Raw genomic sequence first — 18,101 nt, forward strand, 5'->3', positions numbered from 1 at the left:
CGCTGACATTAAGCTCCCGGCCATGACTTCCAACACGGTCTCCGTCACCCCCGGTGCATCGGGGCCGGACACGGCCCCCGGCCGTGCCGGGCTGCGCGGCCACCCCTGGCTGACCCTCCTCGCCGTCGCGCTCGGTGTGGTGATGGTCGCCCTGGACGGCACCATCGTCGCCATCGCCAACCCGGCCATCCAGCAGGACCTCGGCGCCTCGCTCGCCGACGTCCAGTGGATCACCAACGGCTATCTGCTAGCCCTGGCCGTCGCACTGATCACCGCCGGAAAACTCGGTGACCGCTTCGGCCACCGCCAGACCTTCCTGACGGGCATCGTCGGCTTCGCCGCCACCTCCGGCGCCATCGGACTGTCCGAGGGCGTCACCATGGTCATCGCCTTCCGGGTGCTCCAGGGGCTGTTCGGCGCCCTGCTGATGCCCGCCGCCCTGGGGCTGCTGCGCGCCGCCTTCCCGGCCGAGAAGCTCAACATGGCGATCGGTGTCTGGGGCGCGGTCATCGGCGCCTCCACCGCGGCCGGACCGATCGTCGGCGGCCTGCTGGTGGAGCACGTGAGCTGGGAGTCGGTCTTCTTCGTCAACGTCCCGGTGGGACTGCTGGCCGTGTTCCTGTGCCTGGCGATCCTGGTGGACCACCGGGCGGAGAACGCACCCAGGTCCTTCGACGTCCCCGGCATCGCCCTGCTGTCGGGCGCGATGTTCTTCCTGGTGTGGGGCATCATCAAGGCGCCCGAGTGGGGGTGGGGCGACAGCGCGACGGTATGGTGCCTGTCGATCGCGGCGCTGACCCTCCTGGCCTTCCTGGTCCGGGAGACCACGGTGGGCGAACCCCTGCTGCCGCTGGGGCTGTTCCGCTCCGTCCCGCTCTCGGCGGGTACCGTGCTGATGGTCCTGATGGCCTTCGGTTTCATGGGCGGCCTCTTCTTCGTCACCTTCTACCTCCAGAACGTGCACGGGATGAGCCCGGTGGACAGTGGACTGCACCTGCTGCCGCTGACCGCGATGATGATCGTCGCCTCGCCCGTCGCCGGAGGGCTGATCACCAAGGTCGGCCCGCGCCTCCCACTGGTCGGCGCGATGCTGGTCACCGCAATCGCGATGTTCGGCCTGTCCACCCTGGAGCGGGGGACCGGCACTCTCGAGATGTCGCTGTGGTTCGGCCTCCTCGGTCTCGGCCTCGCCCCGGTGATGGTGGGCGCCACCGAGGTCATCGTGGGCAACGCCCCGCTGGAGCACGCCGGGGTCGCCGGCGGTCTCCAGCAGGCCGCCATGCAGGTCGGCGGCAGCCTCGGCACGGCCGTCCTGGGCGCGGTGATGGCCTCCCGGGTGCACGAGACCCTGCCCGGGAAGTGGGCCGAGGCCCAGCTTCCCCCGCTGCCGCCGCAGGACGCCGAACGGCTGGGGGAGGCCGCCGAACTGGGCATCGCCCCGCCCGCTCCCGACGGAACCCCCGAGCAGATGGCCGAGGCCATGGGCCGGGTGGTGCACGACTCCTTCCTCTCCGGCATGGGCCTGGCCTTCACCCTCGCCGGGATCGTGGCCGTCCTGGCCGCGGGCGTCGCGCTGTTCACCAAGGGCGGCCAGCGTGACACGGCTCCCTCGATGCATGTCTGACTCGGCGGGAAGCTGTGGACAACCGGATGGTTGTGGACAACTTTGTTACCCGTCCTGGTGAAACGGCCGGTCTGCTCTTGGCAGGCCGGCCGACCCGTGCCGAAGCTGATCGCACAACGACCGACACGGGGGAGATACCCACATGCGTCACGTACACTGCACCCGCCGCATCCGCGCCCACCGCATCCGTACCCACCGTGGCCACAGGGCCCGCCGGGCCGCACTGCCCGCGGTCCTGACCGCGACCGCCGCGGTGCTCACGGCCCTGACGCCGCAGACGGCCGTGTCGGCGGCGGCGCCGGCACCGGCACCGCGCCTGGGGGAGTGTGCGGCCGGGGAGCTGTGTCTGTGGGAGCGTGCGGACTTCGGGGGGCCGCGCCGCACCCACGAACTGTCGGACACCGACATCGAGAGCTGTGTGCCACTGCCGCAGGGCACCTCCGCGGCCTCGCTCGCCAACCGCACAGGGCGGCCCGTCACGGCCTACCAGAGCGCGGAGTGCGCCGAGACCGGCGAGTTCGACACCTATCCGTCGGGCAGCTGGGCGCCGCGGACGGACTACCGGGTGCGAGCCGTCAAGATCTGGGAGAGCTGACGTGGCCCGCAGCACCCGCCACCTTCCCGTCCCCGGGGCCACCGGAGCCCGTGAACCCGCCCCGCAGTTCCGCGACCTCCGCCCGCAGGGCACGTACCTCGGCCGTCAGGCCTTCTATCGCCGCCGTCTGCTGCTGCTCCGCGGCGTCCTCCTCGTCGAACCGGGCGATGAACCATGCGGCGATGTTGGCGGTGACCACACCGAGCAGGGCGATCCCGGAGAGCATCAGCCCGATGGCCAGCAGCCGGCCCATGCCGGTGGTCGGCGCCAGATCGCCGTAGCCCACCGTGGTCATGGTGGTGAAGGACCACCACACCGCGTCGCCGAGTGTCGTGATGTTGCCGTTCGGGGAGTCCCGCTCCACCTCAAGAACGGCCAGCGAGCCGAACACCAGCAAGCCCAGGCAAGAGCCGGCCACATAGGTGGTCACCCGCACCCGGGAGACCATCCGGGCCCGCTGCCCGACCAGCAGCAGTGCGGAGATCAGCCGCAGCAGCCGCAGCGGCTGGAGCAGGGGAAGCAGTACGGCCAGCAGCGCGAGCGGCTGGCTGCGCACGAAGTCCCACCGTCGCGGGGCCAGCCGGAGCCGTACCGCGTAGTCCAGCGCGAACGCCGCCCAGACCCCCCATTCCACAGCCCTGCACGCGTCCCGTGCCCACGGAGCGAGATCCGTGCGCACGATCGGTACGGCATAGGCGACGGCGAAGAGGACCGACAGCAGCAGCAGTGGTCCCTGCGTCCGGCGCTCCCAGCGTTCCTTGGCCCGTATGTCCGCCATGCCCGGCATCGTACGGGGGCCTCGGGGTATCCGAAGCCACGGCCCGGTCCGACGACCCTGGGAGGGAAGATGACGGGCACGCGGTACTTCGAAGGCAAACGGCGCGGCGGCGGTGATCTCACCGGGGACGAGCGTTCGACATTCGGCGTCATCGGTGCGGTCTGCGCGGTCGTCGGGCTCTTCGTGATGGGGTTCGTACTCGGTCCCATCGCGATGGTCTGCGGCTGGCTCGCCATGGGACGACACTGGAACACCCGGTCGAAGGCGGCGGTGGTTGCCGTGGTCCTGGGCGCGCTGGACACGGTCTTCGGCCTGATATGGCTCTTCGCAGCCTCCGGCTCGTGGGGGCTGTGGCTGTGACGACGGGGCACGCCTGATGTGTCCGGGCCCCGGCTCGGAAGCCGGGGCCCGGACACATCAGCAAGATCCGCGGTCGCAGCCGCGGCCGGGGATCAGGCGTCCCCGCCCGCCGGGCCCGGGTCGGCGGCGGCCACATTGAGCAGCCGGTACCGGTCGATGGCCTGCTTGAGCACCGAGCGGTCCACCTTCCCCTCCCCGGCCAGTTCGGTGAGCACGCCCAGGACGATCGACTCGGCGTCGATGTGGAAGAAGCGCCGGGCCGCGCCACGGGTGTCGGCGAAGCCGAAACCGTCCGCGCCCAGCGACTGGTAGCGGTTCGGCACCCAGCGGGCGATCTGGTCGGGCACCGAGCGCATCCAGTCCGAGACGGCCAGCGCCGGGCCCTCGGTCCCCTGGAGCTTGCGGGTCACGTACGGCACGCCCTGCTCCTCCTCCGGGTGCAGCAGGTTGTGCCGCTCGACCGAGACCGCCTCACGGCGCAGCTCGTTCCACGAGGTGGCCGACCAGACGTCCGCCCTGACGTTCCAGTCCTCGGCGAGGATGCGCTGGGCCTCCACGGCCCAGGGCACCGCCACGCCGGAGGCGAGGATCTGAGCCGGGATCGACCCGGCCTCGCCCCGCCGGTACCGGTACAGCCCCTTGACGATGCCCTCGGCGTCCACACCCTCGGGCTCGGCGGGCTGCCTGATCGGCTCGTTGTAGACGGTCAGGTAGTAGAAGACGTCCTCGGCGTTCTCGCCGTACATCCGCCGCAGGCCGTCCCGCATGATGTGGGCGATCTCGAAGCCGAAGGCCGGGTCGTAGGCGACGCAGGCCGGGTTGGTCGAGGCCAGGAGCTGGGAGTGGCCGTCGGCGTGCTGCAGGCCCTCACCGGTCAGTGTGGTGCGGCCGGCGGTGGCACCGAGTACGAAGCCGCGCGCGAGCTGGTCGGCCATCTGCCAGAACTGGTCGCCGGTGCGCTGGAACCCGAACATCGAGTAGAAGACGTAGACCGGGATCAGCGGCTCGCCGTGGGTGGCGTGGGCAGAACCCGCCGCGATCAGCGAGGCCGTGCACCCGGCCTCGGAGATGCCGTCGTGCAGCATCTGACCGTTGGGAGACTCCTTGTACGCCAGCAGCAGCTCGCGGTCCACCGACTCGTAGGTCTGGCCCAGCGGGTTGTAGATCTTGGCCGAGGGGAAGAACGAGTCCATTCCGAAGGTGCGGTACTCGTCGGGGGCGATCAGCACGAACCGCTTGCCGATCTCCTTGTCCCGCATCAGGTCCTTCAGCAGCCGCACGAACGCCATCGTGCTGGCGACCTGCTGCTGGCCGGAGCCCTTCTTCACCGTGGCGTAGGTCTTGTCGTCCGGCAGCACCAGCGGCTTGGAGCGGTCCACGCGCCTGGGCGTGAAGCCGTCCAGCTCGCGCCGCCGGTCGTGCATGTACTGGATCTCCTCGGAGTCCCGCCCCGGGTGGTAGTAGGGGGGCAGGCCGGACTCCAGCTCCTTGTCGGCGATCGGCAGGTGCAGCCGGTCGCGGAAGCGCTTGAGGTCCTCGACCGTCAGCTTCTTCATCTGGTGGGTGGCGTTGCGGCCCTCGAAGTTCGGGCCGAGCGTCCAGCCCTTGACCGTCTGCGCCAGGATCACCGTCGGCTGGCCCTTGTGCTCCCGGGCCGCCTTGTAGGCCGCGTACACCTTGCGGTGGTCGTGACCGCCGCGTCCCAGGTGCAGGATCTGCTCGTCGGTCATGTTCTCGACCATCTTCCGCAGCCGGTGGTCGCCGCCGAAGAAGTGCTCGCGGATGTACGCGCCGGTCTCGGTGGCGTACGTCTGGAACTGGCCGTCGGGGGTGGTGTTCAGCTTGTTGACCAGCACGCCGTCGCGGTCCTGCCCCAGCAGCGGGTCCCAGGAACGGTCCCAGATGACCTTGATCACGTTCCATCCGGCGCCGCGGAAGGCCGACTCCAGCTCCTGAATGATCTTGCCGTTGCCGCGCACCGGGCCGTCGAGCCGCTGGAGGTTGCAGTTGACCACGAAGGTCAGGTTGTCCAGGCCCTCGCGGGCGGCCAGGGAGAGCTGCCCCAGGGACTCGGGCTCGTCCATCTCGCCGTCACCCAGGAAGGCCCACACATGGCAGTTCGAGGTGTCGGCGATTCCGCGCGCCTGCATGTAGCGGTTCATCCGGGCCTGGTAGATCGCCCCGATCGGACCGAGCCCCATGGAGACCGTCGGGAACTCCCAGAAGTCCGGCATCGACCGCGGGTGCGGGTAGCTGGACAGACCGTCGGGCGCCTTCGACTTCTCCTGGCGGAATCCGTCGAGCTGCGCCTCGGTGAGCCGGTCCAGCATGAAGGCGCGGGCGTAGATGCCGGGGGAGGCGTGCCCCTGGAAGAAGATCTGGTCGCCGCCGTCGCCGCCGTCCTTGCCGCGGAAGAAATGGTTGAAGCCCACGTCGTACAGCGAGGCCGAGGAGGCGAAGGTGGCGATGTGGCCGCCCACCCCGATGCCCGGCCGCTGAGCGCGCGAGACCATCACGGCCGCGTTCCAGCGGGTCGCGTTGAGGATCTTGCGTTCGATCTCCTCGTTGCCGGGGAAGAACGGCTCGTCCCTGGTCGCGATGGTGTTGACGTAGTCCGTGCTGCGCATCTCCGGCACGGCCACACGCTTCTCGCGGGCGCGCTCGATGAGGCGGAGCATCAGGTAGCGGGCACGTTCCCGGCCCCGCTCGTCGACGGCGGCGTCGAGCGAGTCGAGCCACTCCCGGGTCTCCTCGGGATCGAAGTCCGGGACCTGGCTGGGAAGGCCACCAATGATGATCGGGTTGCGATCGGATCCGGAAGCCACGCTGTTCCTTCGCTGTTCGGTCTTGCTCTGCTGGGATGTCGCGCCGTCTCCCATCGTGTACCGCTGGGGCGGATACGTCATCTCTACCGAGGGGTAACCCCGCTCCGTGAGACGCCCGGGTGCCCGGGCCGGTGCGGCCGGGGCGTGAGTCGGCCGAACGGCAACCCTACGCCCAAGGGGGGTGCTGTCCGCGCACGGCCGTTCGATCCCAGTCTTATTCGCCATTCATTGGGGCAAAATAGGCGTACGGGTGTGCCGTGCGCCACAGCGGTTCAGGTGGTGTGCGGCGACACGTCAACGTTTGGGCGGGATCAGTGGCCGGGTACTTGCGCGATCGGTCCAGCCCGTGTGGACTACGCCCACATGCTCCGCGCGCCCGCGCGGGCACCACCTACTTTCGAAAGATGACAGGAGGCAATCCGTGAGCGCGACCGCGGACCACGCGGAGGAGCGGACCAACCCCGCCGCGAGGCTGGGTTTCCAGCCCGGGCAGGTGGTCCAGGAGCTCGGTTACGACGACGACGCCGAGCAGGCCCTCCGCGAGGGAATCGAGGCCATCACGGGCCAGGAACTCGTCGACGAGGACTACGACGACATGGCCGACGCCGTGGTGCTGTGGTTCCGCGAGGATGACGGCGACCTGACGGACGCGCTGGTGGACGCCATCACGTTGGTCGAGGACGGTGCCCCGGTCTGGCTGATGACGCCGAAGACCGGGCGGCCCGGGTACGTCGAGCCGAGCGAGATCGGCGAGGCGGCCCAGACCGCGGGCCTGGCCCAGACCAGCACCGTCAACGCCGGCAAGGACTGGACCGGCAACCGCCTGGTCACCCCGAAGACCGCCCGCACCGGCAAGCGGTGACCCACCACTGACCCCTCCCGGCCTCTCGAGGGCCGGGCCGAGCCCCCCGTACGGCGCCCGCCGTACGGGGGGCTCGGCGCTTTTCGGGGACCGGGGGAGCCCTGCGTAGGGTGGATACGTCACTTACACCGAAGGGAACGCGTCCATGGCGATCGAGGTGGGCACCAAGGCCCCGGAGTTCGAGCTGAGGAACCAGCACGGCGAGACCGTGCGGCTCGCGGACTTCAAGGGCGAGAAGAACGTCGTCCTGCTCTTCTACCCCTTCGCCTTCACCGGGGTGTGCACCGGTGAGCTGTGCGCCCTGCGTGACGAGCTGCCCCGCTTCGTCAACGACGACGTCCAGCTCCTGGCCGTCTCGTGTGACTCCCCGTTCACGCTGCGCGTCTTCGCGGAGCAGGAGGGCCTCGACTACCCGCTGCTGTCGGACTTCTGGCCGCACGGCGACACCGCGCGCGAGTACGGCGTCTTCGACGAGGAGAAGGGATGCGCGGTGCGGGGGACCTTCATCATCGACAAGGAGGGTGTGGTGCGCTGGACGGTGGTCCACGCGCTGCCCGACGCACGTGATCTGAACGAGTACGCGAAAGCCCTCGAAAGCCTTCAGGGCCGTGTCCTGTAAGGCCGTGTAAAGGCCGGGAACCGATCACTAGGATCGGCTCGTTATCGAACGGCATCCACGCAACGGGGGCACATCGTGCTCCATACGACCAAACGGGAGGACTCGTGGGAGTCAGCCTCAGCAAGGGCGGCAACGTCTCGCTGACCAAGGAAGCCCCCAACCTGACCGCCGTGATCGTCGGTCTCGGCTGGGACGCCCGCACCACCACGGGCACGGACTTCGACCTGGACGCCAGCGCGCTGCTGACGAGCGCCGAGGGGAAGGTCGTCTCCGACCGGCACTTCGTCTTCTTCAACAACCTCACCAGCCCCGACGGCTCCGTGGAGCACACCGGTGACAACCTCACCGGTGAGGGCGAGGGCGACGACGAGGTCATCAAGGTGAACCTCGCCGGGGTGCCCGCGGAGGTCGCCAAGATCGTCTTCCCGGTGTCGATCTACGAGGCCGAGACCCGCCAGCAGAGCTTCGGCCAGGTCCGCAACGCCTACATCCGCGTGGTGAACCAGGCCGACAACAAGGAGCTGGCCCGCTACGACCTGAGCGAGGACGCCTCCACCGAGACCGCCATGGTCTTCGGTGAGCTGTACCGCCACGGTGCCGAGTGGAAGTTCCGGGCCATCGGCCAGGGCTACGCCTCCGGCCTGCGCGGCATCGCGCAGGACTTCGGGGTGAACGTCTGAAGACCTGTCGGTCACTTCCTGCCGCCGGTCGGTTCCACCCGATCCCGGCAGTCTCCGGCGCCGCAGACTTCCATGTCCGGGAGGTATGCGGCGCCGGGTGTTCCGGGAACACTGGGCGCATCGCATCGGGAGAGGAACAGCAACATGGGCGTCACGCTCGCCAAGGGGGGCAATGTCTCCCTCTCCAAGGCCGCACCGAACCTGACCCAGGTCCAGATCGGGCTGGGCTGGAAGGCCCGCTCCACCACGGGCGCGGACTTCGACCTGGACGCCAGCGCGCTGCTGTGCGCGGGCGGCCGGGTGCTCGGTGACGAGTACTTCGTCTTCTACAACAACCTCACCAGCCCCGAGGGATCGGTCGAGCACACGGGCGACGAGCTGGTCGGCGGCACGGGCGGCGGCGACGACGAGACGATCCTGGTGGACCTGACCCAGGTGCCCCAGCAGGCCGACAAGGTGGTCTTCGCGGTGTCGATCCACGACGCCGAGGCCCGGCGGCAGAGCTTCGGCCAGGTCACCGACGCCTACATCCGCGTGGTGAACCAGGCCGACGGCAACGAACTGGCGCGCTACGACCTCACCGAGGACGCCTCCTCCGAGACGGCGATGATCTTCGGAGAGCTCTACCGGTACGGGGGCGAGTGGAAGTTCCGGGCCGTCGGCCAGGGGTATGCGTCGGGACTGCGGGGCATCGCCCTAGACTTCGGAGTAAACGTTTCGTAAAGCGGGCCGCGCGGCGGCCCCACACCGCCCACGGCGTGGGGGGATTCCCGCCAGAGAGAAGATTGGGTAATCAGTGGTTCTAAGGACATTCGGCTGGTCCTTCGGCGTCACCGCCGCCGGACTCGTCGCCGCCTTCTTCTTCGGGGGGTGGGAGGCGTTCGCCCTGGTGGGGATCCTCTCCATCCTGGAGATCTCGTTGTCCTTCGACAACGCCGTCGTCAACGCCGGCGTGTTGAAGAAGATGAACGAATTCTGGCAGAAGATCTTCCTCACCATCGGCATCCTCATCGCCGTGTTCGGCATGCGCCTGGTGTTCCCCATCGTCATCGTCTCCATCTCGGCCCAGTTGGGGCCGATCGAGGCGGTCGACCTGGCGCTCAACGACCAGGAGCGTTACGAGCAGCTGGTCACCGACGCCCACCCGTCGATCGCGGCCTTCGGCGGCATGTTCCTGCTGATGATCTTCCTCAACTTCCTCTTCGACGAGGAGCGCGACATCCACTGGCTCAAGGTGGTCGAGCGCCCGCTGGCCCGCTTCGGTCAGGTCGAGGGGCTCAGCGTGGTCGTCGCACTGATCGCCCTGCTGATCTCGGGGTCCGTCCTGGGTACCCACGCCGTGCTCTACGAGGGGCACGCCGACGAGTCCGCGGCGGTCTACCTCGCGGGCATCGCGGGTCTGCTCACCTATCTGATCGTCAACGGCCTCTCCAGTCACTTCGAGAACAAGATCGAAGAGGACGAGGAGCAGCAGCACGAGGCCGAGGAGGCCGCCCGGCGCGCCGGCAAGCAGGCTCCGGTCGTCCTGCTCGCGGGCAAGGCCGCGTTCTTCATGTTCCTCTACCTGGAGGTCCTGGACGCGTCCTTCTCCTTCGACGGCGTCATCGGCGCCTTCGCCATCACCAACGACCCGGTCGTCATCGCGCTCGGCCTGGGCATCGGCGCGATGTACGTCCGGTCCATCACCGTCTACCTGGTCCGCCAGGGCACGCTGGACGAGTACCGCTACCTGGAGCACGGCGCCCACTACGCCATCGGTGCCCTGGGCGTCCTGCTGCTGGTCACCATCAGGTGGCACGTCAACGAGGTCATCACCGGCCTCATCGGCGTCGCGCTGATCGGCACCGCCTTCTGGACCTCGGTGCGGCACAACCGCAAGGAAGCCGTGCGGGACGGAGGTGAGGGAGACAGCCCGGCGCAGAAGCCGGAAGTCCCCTCGGGCGTGTGACGGCGGTCCGATTGCGGAACGCTCTGTGCGGGGGCGGCCACGAGACGTCTCGTGGCCGCCCCCGCGGCATGGTGCCGCAGACGCGGTCATGGCACGGTCATGGGACGGTCCGCTCGGGAGTTGGGGGTAGGAAGTCATGGTCTCCCTGTGGGAGAACTGGCGCAGCGGCATGCGCAGAGGTCCGAAGTTCGACACGGTCGGCGGCGCGTCGACGTACGCGGTGGAGCTGACCAGGCGGCACTCGACGGTCTCACTCACCCGGCAGGGCGCCGACAGCGGCCATCTGCAGGTCAATCTCTCCTGGCGGATGCGCTCGTCCGACTTCGGCGGGCGGCCGCGGCGCGCCGGCCTGCTGCGCAACCCGCTCCAGGCGTTCAAACCCGAACCGGTGCAGGGGCACACCCGGGGCGTGGTGACGGTCGACCTCGATCTGGCCTGCATGTACGAGCTGAAGGACGGCTCCAAGGGCGTCGTCCAGCCGCTCGGCGGGCTGCTCGGGGAGATCAACGCGCCGCCGTACGTCAAGCTCAGCGGCGACGACCGGTTCGGCGGCTCCTCGGGCGAGACCATCTACGTCAACCTCGACCACAAGGACAAGATCAAGCGGCTGCTGGTCTTCGTCTACATCTACGACGGGACCCCGGCGTTCGACCGTACCCAGGCGGTGGTCTCACTGATCCCCAGCAACGGCCCGCGCATCGAGATCGGCCTCGACGAACGGGCGCCCGAGGCCCGCTCCTGCGCGGTGGTGCTGATCGAGAACGACGCCAAGGGCCAGCTGGTGGCCCGCCGTGAGGTGCGCTATGTCTACGGCTTCCAGTCGGAGCTCGACCGGCTCTACGGCTGGGGTCTGCAGTGGGGGCGCGGCTACAAGAACAAGGCGGACCGGTCGTGACCCGCGGATCGGCCGGTGGGCCTCCCCGCGAGGGGAGGCCCACCGGCCGATCCGGCTAACGGCCCACGAACTGCGGCCCCTGGGGCGGCAGGGTGAAGGCCGGGTCGGTTGTGCCGGGCCGGTGAGCCGGGGGCCGGGCCGGCGGCGGGGGCACGTGCGGGTAGCCGTACGCGGGCTGCGCCGGGGAGACCCCCGGCGCGGGCTGCGGGTAGCCGTAGGCAGGCCCCGGGGGCGGCCCGGCCGGTACCGGCGCGGGCGGGTGCGACGCGGCGGCGGGCTCGGGCTGGGGTTCCGGACCCGGCTCAGGCCCCGGTCCGGGGTGCGGCGGCTGTGGCTGCGGCTCCGGCTCCGGCTCGGGCAGCGGCTCCGGCCCGGGCGTGGGACCGGGAACGGGGCGCGGCGGCGGAGGGTTCGGCCCGGGCTGCGGCTCGGGGTGCGGCTGCGGCTCGGGGCGGGGCTCGGGCATCGGTTCCGGCCGGGGGAAACCCGGCTCCGGAGGCGGCTGCGGGATCGTCTGGCCCGGCTCCCCGGGCGCGGCCGACTCGGTCTCCTCCACCGAGATGCCGAAGTCCGTCGCCAGCCCGACCAGCCCGGTGTCGTACCCCTGCCCCAGCGCGCGGAACTTCCAGCCGTCCCCGCGCCGGTACAGCTCACCGCAGATCAGCGCCGTCTCCGAGCCCGTCTCGGGACGGATCTCAAAACGGGCGACCGTCTCACCGCCGCCGTCGTCCACCACCAGCAGTACCAGATCGCGCACATCGGCGAAGGTGCCGCCGTCCGCCGACGCGGACAGCATCACCCGCTCCACGGACGGGTCGAGACGGCCGAGGTCCACCTCGACCGAGTCCGTCAGCCCCTCCGGCTCGCGCCTCTTGGGCAGGTACCGCACCAGCCCGGAGGGGTGCAGCGGCTGGTTGTAGAAGACGAAGTCCTCGTCGGAGCGCACACGCCCGTCCGCACCCAGCAGCAGCGCGGAAGCGTCGACGTCGAGGACGCCCGTGCCCGGTGTCCAGCGCAGTACGGCGCGCACGGCCGTCGCGTGGAGCTGGATGTTCGACCCCTTCAGCATCGCGTGCGTCATAGCGCCATCCTGCCTGTCGCGGCCCGCCGGTACAACGCGGGTGCCTCGGCACCCCGGGTTTATGCGTAAGTAATGCTATGTTCATGCGTTCGAGTAACTTTTGAGCCACGTGCGTGCTTACGATGACCGGCCGGATCTCGCTCATGAGAGGCATGGGGCCGGTGATGGAACGGGGGTCCTGTGCGGCACTTCGGACACCTTTCGCCGCAGGTGCGGCGGGAGCTGTTCCACAGGGAACCGGCCGAGTTCTCGGCGCGGTCCCCGGGCCATCTGCTGTCGGTGGCCCTCGGCGCCACCCTCTACAGCCCCGCGACCCGCCCCCGGCTCGCCCACGATGTGCTCAAGCAGGCCCGTCGGGGTGTGGTCTCCATGGTGCTCTGCCTGGAGGACTCCATCGACGACGCCGAGGTGCCCGGCGCCGAGGAGAACCTGGTCCGGCAACTCGCCGAACTGGCCGCCTCCGCCCCCGCCGTCGGCTCCACCGAGCCCCCGCTGCTGTTCGTCCGCGTCCGCGAGCCCGCGCAGATCACCTCCCTGGTCCGGCGCCTGGGCCCCGGCACCCGCCTGCTGTCCGGTTTCGTGCTGCCCAAGTTCACCGAGGAGCGCGGCCTGCCCTTCCTGGAAGCGCTCACCGCGGCCGAGGCCGACTGCGGGCGGCGGCTGTTCGCCATGCCCGTCCTGGAGTCCCCCGGCCTCCTGCACCTGGAGACGCGGGTGGAGACGCTCACCGGGATAGCCCGCACCGTCGACAAGTACCGCGACCGTGTCCTGGCGCTCCGCCTGGGCGTCACCGACTTCTGCTCCGCCTACGGACTGCGCCGCAGCCCCGACATGACCGCCTACGACGTGCAGATCGTCGCCTCGGTGATAGCCGACGTCGTCAATATGCTCGGCCGGGCCGACGGCACCGGCTTCACCGTCACCGGACCCGTGTGGGAGTACTTCCGGCTCCAGGAGCGGATGTTCAAACCGCAACTGCGCCAGAGTCCGTTCACCGGCCGGGCCGAGGAACTGCGCGCCGCACTGATCGAGCACGACATGGACGGACTGCTGCGCGAGATCGGCCTGGACCGGGCCAACGGCCTGCAGGGCAAGACGTGCATCCACCCCTCCCATGTCGCACCCGTCCACGCCCTGTCGGTGGTCAGCCACGAGGAGTTCAGTGACGCCACGGACATACTGCGTCCCGAGCGCTGCGGCGGCGGAGTGCTGCGTTCCGCGTACACCAACAAGATGAACGAGGTGAAGCCGCACCGCGCCTGGGCCGAGCGCACCCTGCTGCGGGCCGAGGCCTTCGGCGTCGCGCGCGAGGGCGTGGGGTTCGTCGAGTTGCTGGCGGCTGGGAGCATATGAGTCATACGAACGAGGACGGCCACGACCGAGGCCAGGGCGAGGGGTACGGCAGGGTGACGCAGGCGGCGGACGCGCACGGGCGCACGGGCGGGCTGGAGGCCGGGGAACCGGGGAAGACCGGTGGGCCCGGCCCCGCGCAGGGGCCCGGCGAATGGTCCGGCGAGTGGGTCGCACAGCGGCTGGAGGTACGGCTGGAGGCCCCGCCCGGCGAGGAGGAGGGGCGCCTGCGCGACCTGCTCGGCCTGGCCCTGCGGCGCAACCCCCGCCGGGCGCACCTGCTGGTCTCCCAGGTGCTGGGCAAGCACGTCCCCCAGCTCCCCGGCATCGTCCACGGCACCGGCCTGGACCTGGGCAGGCGCGTTCGCGAGCTGCTGGGTGCGGACGCCGGCCGCGCGGTCGTCCTCGGCTACGCCGAGACCGCCACCGGCCTCGGCCACAGCGTCGCCGACGGCCTGGGCACCGCCCCCTACCTCCACTCCACGCGCCGCGCCGTCCCCGGGGTGGAGCCGGTGGGCGGCTTCGAGGAGGAACACTCCCACGCCACCTCCCATCTGCTGCTGCCCGAGGATCCGGAGCTGCCGGCCGGAGACGGGCCGCTGGTCCTGGTGGACGACGAGTTCTCCACCGGCACCACCGTTCTGAACACCATCACCGCACTGCACCGCGCCTTCCCGCGCGAGCGGTACGTGATCGTGGCGCTGACCGACCTGCGCGGACCGGAGGACCGGGCCCGGCTGGAGAAGTTCACCGCCGACCTCGGCGTCCGTATCGACGTGGTGGCCCTGGCCACCGGCACCGCAGAACTCCCCGACGGCGTACTGGAGCGCGGCGCCGCGCTGGTGGAGGCCCACGACAGCCCGCCGCCGCGACCCGCGCCCGGGTTCGACCCGGGGCAGGTGCACCGCGTCGACCTGGACTGGCCGCCGGGCCTGCCCGACGGCGGGCGGCACGGCTTCACCCCCGCGCACCGCGCCCGGCTGGAGGCCGCGCTGCCGGCGATGGCCGACCGGATCGCCGCCCGTCTCCCCGAGGGTGCGCGCAGGGTGCTCGTCCTGGGGTGCGAGGAGCTGATGTACGCGCCGCTGCGGCTGGCCGGCGCCCTCACCGGCGCCACCGGCGCCGAGGTCCGCTACTCCACCACCACCCGCTCGCCCGTCCTGGCGGTCGACGAGCCCGGCTACGCCATCCGCACCCGCCTGGTCTTCCCCGCCCACGACGACCCCGCCGAAGGCACCCCCGACCAGCCGGGCGACCGGTACGCCTACAACGTCGCGGGCCAGGGCTTCGACGCCGTCGTCGCCGTCGTGGACTCCGCCGCCGACACCCCCGCCCTCCACGCCCCCGACGGCCTGCTGGCCCACCTCGCCGCCCACACCGGCCGGGTACTGCTCGCGGTCGTCCCCTCCCGCCGGCCGCTGCCCGCACCGCTGCGCGGCCCGCACTTCTCCTCCTACGCCGCCGAAGACGTCGGCTGGCTGCTCCAGGACCTCTCCGGTGTCACCCTGGAGGCGCCCACCGAGGAGCGCGAGGAGGCCATCCAGTCCGGCGGGGCGCACTACGCCGAGTCGCTACCGGTGGAGTACCAGCCCGGCCAGGAGTACCAGCGCCTGTTCCACCAGGCGCTGGAGGCCTCCGCCGACCGGATCGCCCGCGCCGTCGGCGCGGTCACCGACACCCTGCTCGCCGAGCGGGGCGGCACGGGGGACCGGGAGGGCCGGGGCGGTCGTGAGGGTGGTCCGGTACTGGCCTCCCTCGCGCGCGCCGGCACGCCCGTCGGGGTGCTGATGCGCCGCTGGGCCCGGCACGTGCACGGCCTGGACGTACCGCACTACGCCGTCTCCATCGTCCGCGGCCGCGGCATCGACACCACCGCCGTGCGCTGGCTCGCCGCCCATCACGACCCGGCCGACGTGGTCTTCGTCGACGGCTGGACGGGCAAGGGCGCCATCACCCGCGAACTCGCCGACGCCCTGCGCCCCTTCCCCGGCTTCAGCCCCGAACTCGCCGTCCTGGCCGACCCCGGCGGCTGCGTGCGCACCTACGGCACCCGCGAGGACTTCCTCATCCCCTCCGCCTGCCTCAACTCCACCGTCTCCGGCCTCGTCTCGCGCACCGTGCTCCGCGCCGACCTCGTCGGCCCCGACGACTTCCACGGGGCCAAGCACTACCGCGAACTGGCCGGCTCGGACGTCTCCAACCTCTTCCTGGACACCGTCGCGAGCCGCTTCGACGCCGTACGCGCCGACGTGGCCGCGGACGTGGCGGAACTGCTCAACGCCGACCGCGCCCCCACCTGGGCCGGCTGGAGGGCGGTGGAGCGCATCAGCGAGGAGTACGGCATCGGGGACGTCAACCTCGTCAAGCCCGGCGTCGGCGAGACCACCCGGGTGCTGCTGCGCCGCGTCCCCTGGCGCGTACTGGCCCGGCGCGGCGCGGGCGCCGACCTGGACCACATCCGGCTGCTCGCCCGGCAGCGCGGCGTGCCCGTCGAGGAGACCGACGACCTGCCCTACTCCTGCGTCGGCCTCATCCACCCCCGCTACACGCGCGGCGCCACCGGCGCCGACGGAAAGGCCGCCCGATGAGCAGCCCGGTGAGCCGCCCGGCAACCGGCCCCGCGCCCGCGACCCCGGAGCGCCGTACGACCCTGGTCGCCAGCGACCTGGACCGCACCCTCATCTACTCCGCCGCCGCACTCGGCCTGACCACGCCCGACGCCGAGGCCCCGCGCCTGCTGTGCGTGGAGGTCTACCGGTCCAGACCTCTGTCGTACCTCACCGAGGCCGCCGCCACCCTGCTGGCCGAACTCGCGGACCGGTCCGTCTTCGTCCCCACCACCACCCGCACCCGCGAGCAGTACGGGCGCATCCACCTGCCGGGCCCGCCCCCGCGCTACGCGATCTGCGCCAACGGCGGCCACCTGATGGTGGACGGCGAGTCCGACCCCGCCTGGCACGCCCGGGTGCGGCGTGCCCTGGACGCCGACTGCGCACCGCTGGAAGAGGTACGCGCCCGCATGGTGGGAGCCGCCGACACCGGCTGGCTGCTCAAGGAGCGCGTCGCCGAGGAGTTGTTCGCCTACCTCGTCGTCGACCGCGAGAAACTGCCCGGCACCTGGGTCAAGGAACTGGCCGACTGGGCCGGGCCGCGCGGCTGGACGGTCTCCCTCCAGGGCCGCAAGCTCTACGCCGTGCCGCGCCCGCTCACCAAGAGCGCCGCCGTCGCCGAGGTCGCCCGGCGCACCGGCGCCGAGCACGTCCTGGCCGCCGGCGACTCCCTCCTCGACGCGGACCTGCTGCTGGCCGCCGACACCGGCTGGCGGCCCGGTCACGGGGAGCTGGCCGACCTGGGCTGGACCGCCCCGCACATCACCGCCCTGCCCGAGCGCGGGGTCGCGGCAGGGGAGCGCGTGCTGCGGGAGTTCCTCGCGCGCACCGGGCGGGCCTGAGCGAGGATGCGGACATGACGTCACCGGCGCCCCGCGACAAACGCCCCTTCCAGACCGCCGAGCTGTACCGGTACGTGCTCGACCACAACCCGCCGCTCGATCCCGTCCTGCGCGACCTGGTGGAGACCACGCACGCCCGCTTCCCCGGCCGGGCCGGGCTGCAGTCGGCCCAGGAGCAGGGCCCGATGCTGGCCTTCCTGGTACGGCTGACCGGAGCCCGCCGCGTCGTGGAGGTCGGCACCTTCACCGGTTTCTCCGCACTCGCCATGGCCCAGGCCCTGCCCGAGGACGGCACACTCATCGCCTGCGACGTCTCACGCGAGTGGACGGACCTCGGACGCGAGGCCTGGACCAGGGCCGGCGTGGCCGACCGCATCGACCTGCGCCTCGCCCCGGCCCTGGACACGCTGCGCGCCCTGCCCGCCGAAGCGGAGACCGACCTGGCCTACCTCGACGCCGACAAGGACAACTACATCGCCTACTGGGAGGAGCTGGTGCCGCGGATGCGGCCGGGCGGGCTGATCGTCGCGGACAACGTGCTCTACCACGGCGAGGTCGCCGACCCGGACGCCACCGGCAACGCCGCCGCGATCCGTGCCTTCAACGACCACGTCCGTGCCGACGACCGGACGGAGGCGATCATGCTGACGGTCGCCGACGGCGTGACCATCGCGCGCAGGCGGTAGCCCGCGCTCGGGCGGGCCGCCCGCCGGCCGCTTCCGCCTGCTCTCCCGCTCAGCCGCAGCAGCCGCCCCCGCAGCACCCTCCGCCTCCGCCGCCACCAGGGCTCGGCGCCGGGGCGGAGGATCGGGCGGCCGCGCCGCCCACCGCGACGGTGGACAGCAGCTTCACCGTGTCGCCGTGGCCCTCCGGGCAACTGGCGGGCGCACCGGACTCGGCCATCGGGCGGTTCACTTCGAACGTGGTGCCGCAGGCGCGGCAGCGGAACTCGTATCGGGGCATGCAAGCAGGATAAGCGGCGGGCCGGTGATCGCGGGGAGCCTGTGGACAGCGGTCGCGGCGCCATGGCGCG

Annotated in this window: 17 protein-coding genes; 13 read left to right on the top strand and 4 right to left on the bottom strand. The window is 71.2% G+C overall.

The window, feature by feature from the left end; translation table 11 throughout:
- Positions 1-22: 22 nt before the first annotated feature.
- Together ACGRHY_RS19305 and ACGRHY_RS19310 are read left to right on the top strand one after the other, a co-directional pair.
- A complete protein-coding gene (locus ACGRHY_RS19305) occupies positions 23-1,624 on the top strand; it encodes an MFS transporter (RefSeq protein ID WP_394636565.1) in 1,602 nt (533 codons plus the stop codon).
- A gap of 142 nt (positions 1,625-1,766) precedes the next feature.
- Positions 1,767-2,219, top strand: a complete 453-nt coding sequence (locus ACGRHY_RS19310) for a peptidase inhibitor family I36 protein (RefSeq protein ID WP_394636566.1) — start codon at positions 1,767-1,769, stop codon at positions 2,217-2,219.
- Here the strand turns inward: ACGRHY_RS19310 and ACGRHY_RS19315 are convergent.
- Complete coding sequence (locus ACGRHY_RS19315) at positions 2,200-3,006, bottom strand: potassium channel family protein (protein WP_394636567.1); 807 nt, start codon at positions 3,004-3,006, stop codon at positions 2,200-2,202. The genes ACGRHY_RS19310 and ACGRHY_RS19315 overlap by 20 nt on opposite strands.
- Before the next feature lie 60 nt (positions 3,007-3,066).
- Between ACGRHY_RS19315 and ACGRHY_RS19320 the strand changes: the two genes are divergently transcribed.
- Positions 3,067-3,357: a small hydrophobic protein gene (locus ACGRHY_RS19320; protein WP_394636568.1), complete on the top strand. Its 291-nt coding sequence runs from the start codon at positions 3,067-3,069 to the stop codon at positions 3,355-3,357.
- Between the two features lie 92 nt (positions 3,358-3,449).
- On the opposite strand, the gene aceE is transcribed toward ACGRHY_RS19320, so the two are convergent.
- On the bottom strand, positions 3,450-6,182 hold the full coding sequence (aceE, locus tag ACGRHY_RS19325; protein WP_394636569.1) for a pyruvate dehydrogenase (acetyl-transferring), homodimeric type: 2,733 nt from the start codon (positions 6,180-6,182) through the stop codon (positions 3,450-3,452).
- 421 nt (positions 6,183-6,603) lie between these two features.
- Between aceE and ACGRHY_RS19330 the strand changes: the two genes are divergently transcribed.
- From ACGRHY_RS19330 to ACGRHY_RS19355, 6 genes are all read left to right on the top strand, one after another.
- Positions 6,604-7,044: a DUF3052 domain-containing protein gene (locus ACGRHY_RS19330; protein ID WP_093654740.1), complete on the top strand. Its 441-nt coding sequence runs from the start codon at positions 6,604-6,606 to the stop codon at positions 7,042-7,044.
- 145 nt (positions 7,045-7,189) lie between these two features.
- Positions 7,190-7,663, top strand: coding sequence for a peroxiredoxin (locus ACGRHY_RS19335; RefSeq protein WP_394636570.1), 474 nt, complete (start codon positions 7,190-7,192; stop codon positions 7,661-7,663).
- Positions 7,664-7,767: 104 nt separating this feature from the next.
- Positions 7,768-8,343: a TerD family protein gene (locus ACGRHY_RS19340; RefSeq protein WP_394636571.1), complete on the top strand. Its 576-nt coding sequence runs from the start codon at positions 7,768-7,770 to the stop codon at positions 8,341-8,343.
- Between the two features lie 144 nt (positions 8,344-8,487).
- The gene (locus ACGRHY_RS19345) at positions 8,488-9,066 is read left to right on the top strand and encodes a TerD family protein (RefSeq protein ID WP_093848968.1); all 579 of its coding nucleotides are present in this window, start codon (positions 8,488-8,490) and stop codon (positions 9,064-9,066) included.
- Between the two features lie 73 nt (positions 9,067-9,139).
- Positions 9,140-10,291: a DUF475 domain-containing protein gene (locus ACGRHY_RS19350; RefSeq protein WP_394636572.1), complete on the top strand. Its 1,152-nt coding sequence runs from the start codon at positions 9,140-9,142 to the stop codon at positions 10,289-10,291.
- 169 nt (positions 10,292-10,460) lie between these two features.
- On the top strand, positions 10,461-11,186 hold the full coding sequence (locus tag ACGRHY_RS19355) for a Tellurium resistance (protein WP_394638121.1): 726 nt from the start codon (positions 10,461-10,463) through the stop codon (positions 11,184-11,186).
- A gap of 55 nt (positions 11,187-11,241) precedes the next feature.
- Here the strand turns inward: ACGRHY_RS19355 and ACGRHY_RS19360 are convergent, their stop codons facing one another.
- Positions 11,242-12,267, bottom strand: coding sequence for a TerD family protein (locus ACGRHY_RS19360; protein ID WP_394636573.1), 1,026 nt, complete (start codon positions 12,265-12,267; stop codon positions 11,242-11,244).
- A 180-nt stretch (positions 12,268-12,447) separates the two neighbouring features.
- On the opposite strand from ACGRHY_RS19360, the gene ACGRHY_RS19365 reads away from it, so the two are divergent.
- Genes ACGRHY_RS19365 through ACGRHY_RS19380 form a run of 4 tightly spaced genes read left to right on the top strand, consistent with a single transcriptional unit; the run spans position 12,448 to position 17,754 of the window.
- Positions 12,448-13,620 carry an HpcH/HpaI aldolase/citrate lyase family protein gene (locus ACGRHY_RS19365; RefSeq protein WP_394636574.1) on the top strand — a complete coding sequence of 391 codons (1,173 nt, stop codon included), beginning with the start codon at positions 12,448-12,450 and terminating at the stop codon, positions 13,618-13,620.
- Positions 13,617-16,205, top strand: a complete 2,589-nt coding sequence (locus ACGRHY_RS19370) for a phosphoribosyltransferase (protein WP_394636575.1) — start codon at positions 13,617-13,619, stop codon at positions 16,203-16,205. Before ACGRHY_RS19365 ends, ACGRHY_RS19370 begins: the two co-directional genes overlap by 4 nt.
- A complete protein-coding gene (locus ACGRHY_RS19375) occupies positions 16,202-17,068 on the top strand; it encodes an HAD family hydrolase (protein ID WP_394636576.1) in 867 nt (288 codons plus the stop codon). The genes ACGRHY_RS19370 and ACGRHY_RS19375 overlap by 4 nt, the downstream gene beginning before the upstream one ends.
- Positions 17,069-17,082: 14 nt before the next feature.
- Positions 17,083-17,754, top strand: coding sequence for an O-methyltransferase (locus ACGRHY_RS19380; RefSeq protein ID WP_394636577.1), 672 nt, complete (start codon positions 17,083-17,085; stop codon positions 17,752-17,754).
- A gap of 49 nt (positions 17,755-17,803) precedes the next feature.
- Here the strand turns inward: ACGRHY_RS19380 and ACGRHY_RS19385 are convergent, their stop codons facing one another.
- Entirely contained in the window at positions 17,804-18,031 is a 228-nt protein-coding gene (locus tag ACGRHY_RS19385; RefSeq protein WP_394636578.1) for an FmdB family zinc ribbon protein, read from the bottom strand.
- Between the last annotated feature and the right edge of the window lie 70 nt (positions 18,032-18,101).

It is taken from the genome of Streptomyces shinuiensis (assembly GCF_043660855.1).
Lineage (GTDB): Bacteria > Actinomycetota > Actinomycetes > Streptomycetales > Streptomycetaceae > Streptomyces.

What these genes read in the sequence shown, in the direction of transcription:
- ACGRHY_RS19305 (WP_394636565.1), top strand. Translation starts at nt 23, where the DNA reads ATGACTTCCAACACGGTCTCCGTCACCCCCGGTGCATCGGGGCCGGAC.
- ACGRHY_RS19310 (WP_394636566.1), top strand. Translation starts at nt 1,767, where the DNA reads ATGCGTCACGTACACTGCACCCGCCGCATCCGCGCCCACCGCATCCGT.
- ACGRHY_RS19315 (WP_394636567.1), bottom strand. Translation starts at nt 3,006, where the DNA reads ATGCCGGGCATGGCGGACATACGGGCCAAGGAACGCTGGGAGCGCCGG.
- ACGRHY_RS19320 (WP_394636568.1), top strand. Translation starts at nt 3,067, where the DNA reads ATGACGGGCACGCGGTACTTCGAAGGCAAACGGCGCGGCGGCGGTGAT.
- ACGRHY_RS19335 (WP_394636570.1), top strand. Translation starts at nt 7,190, where the DNA reads ATGGCGATCGAGGTGGGCACCAAGGCCCCGGAGTTCGAGCTGAGGAAC.
- ACGRHY_RS19345 (WP_093848968.1), top strand. Translation starts at nt 8,488, where the DNA reads ATGGGCGTCACGCTCGCCAAGGGGGGCAATGTCTCCCTCTCCAAGGCC.
- ACGRHY_RS19355 (WP_394638121.1), top strand. Translation starts at nt 10,461, where the DNA reads ATGCGCAGAGGTCCGAAGTTCGACACGGTCGGCGGCGCGTCGACGTAC.
- ACGRHY_RS19360 (WP_394636573.1), bottom strand. Translation starts at nt 12,267, where the DNA reads ATGACGCACGCGATGCTGAAGGGGTCGAACATCCAGCTCCACGCGACG.
- ACGRHY_RS19370 (WP_394636575.1), top strand. Translation starts at nt 13,617, where the DNA reads ATGAGTCATACGAACGAGGACGGCCACGACCGAGGCCAGGGCGAGGGG.
- ACGRHY_RS19375 (WP_394636576.1), top strand. Translation starts at nt 16,202, where the DNA reads ATGAGCAGCCCGGTGAGCCGCCCGGCAACCGGCCCCGCGCCCGCGACC.
- ACGRHY_RS19380 (WP_394636577.1), top strand. Translation starts at nt 17,083, where the DNA reads ATGACGTCACCGGCGCCCCGCGACAAACGCCCCTTCCAGACCGCCGAG.
- ACGRHY_RS19385 (WP_394636578.1), bottom strand. Translation starts at nt 18,031, where the DNA reads ATGCCCCGATACGAGTTCCGCTGCCGCGCCTGCGGCACCACGTTCGAA.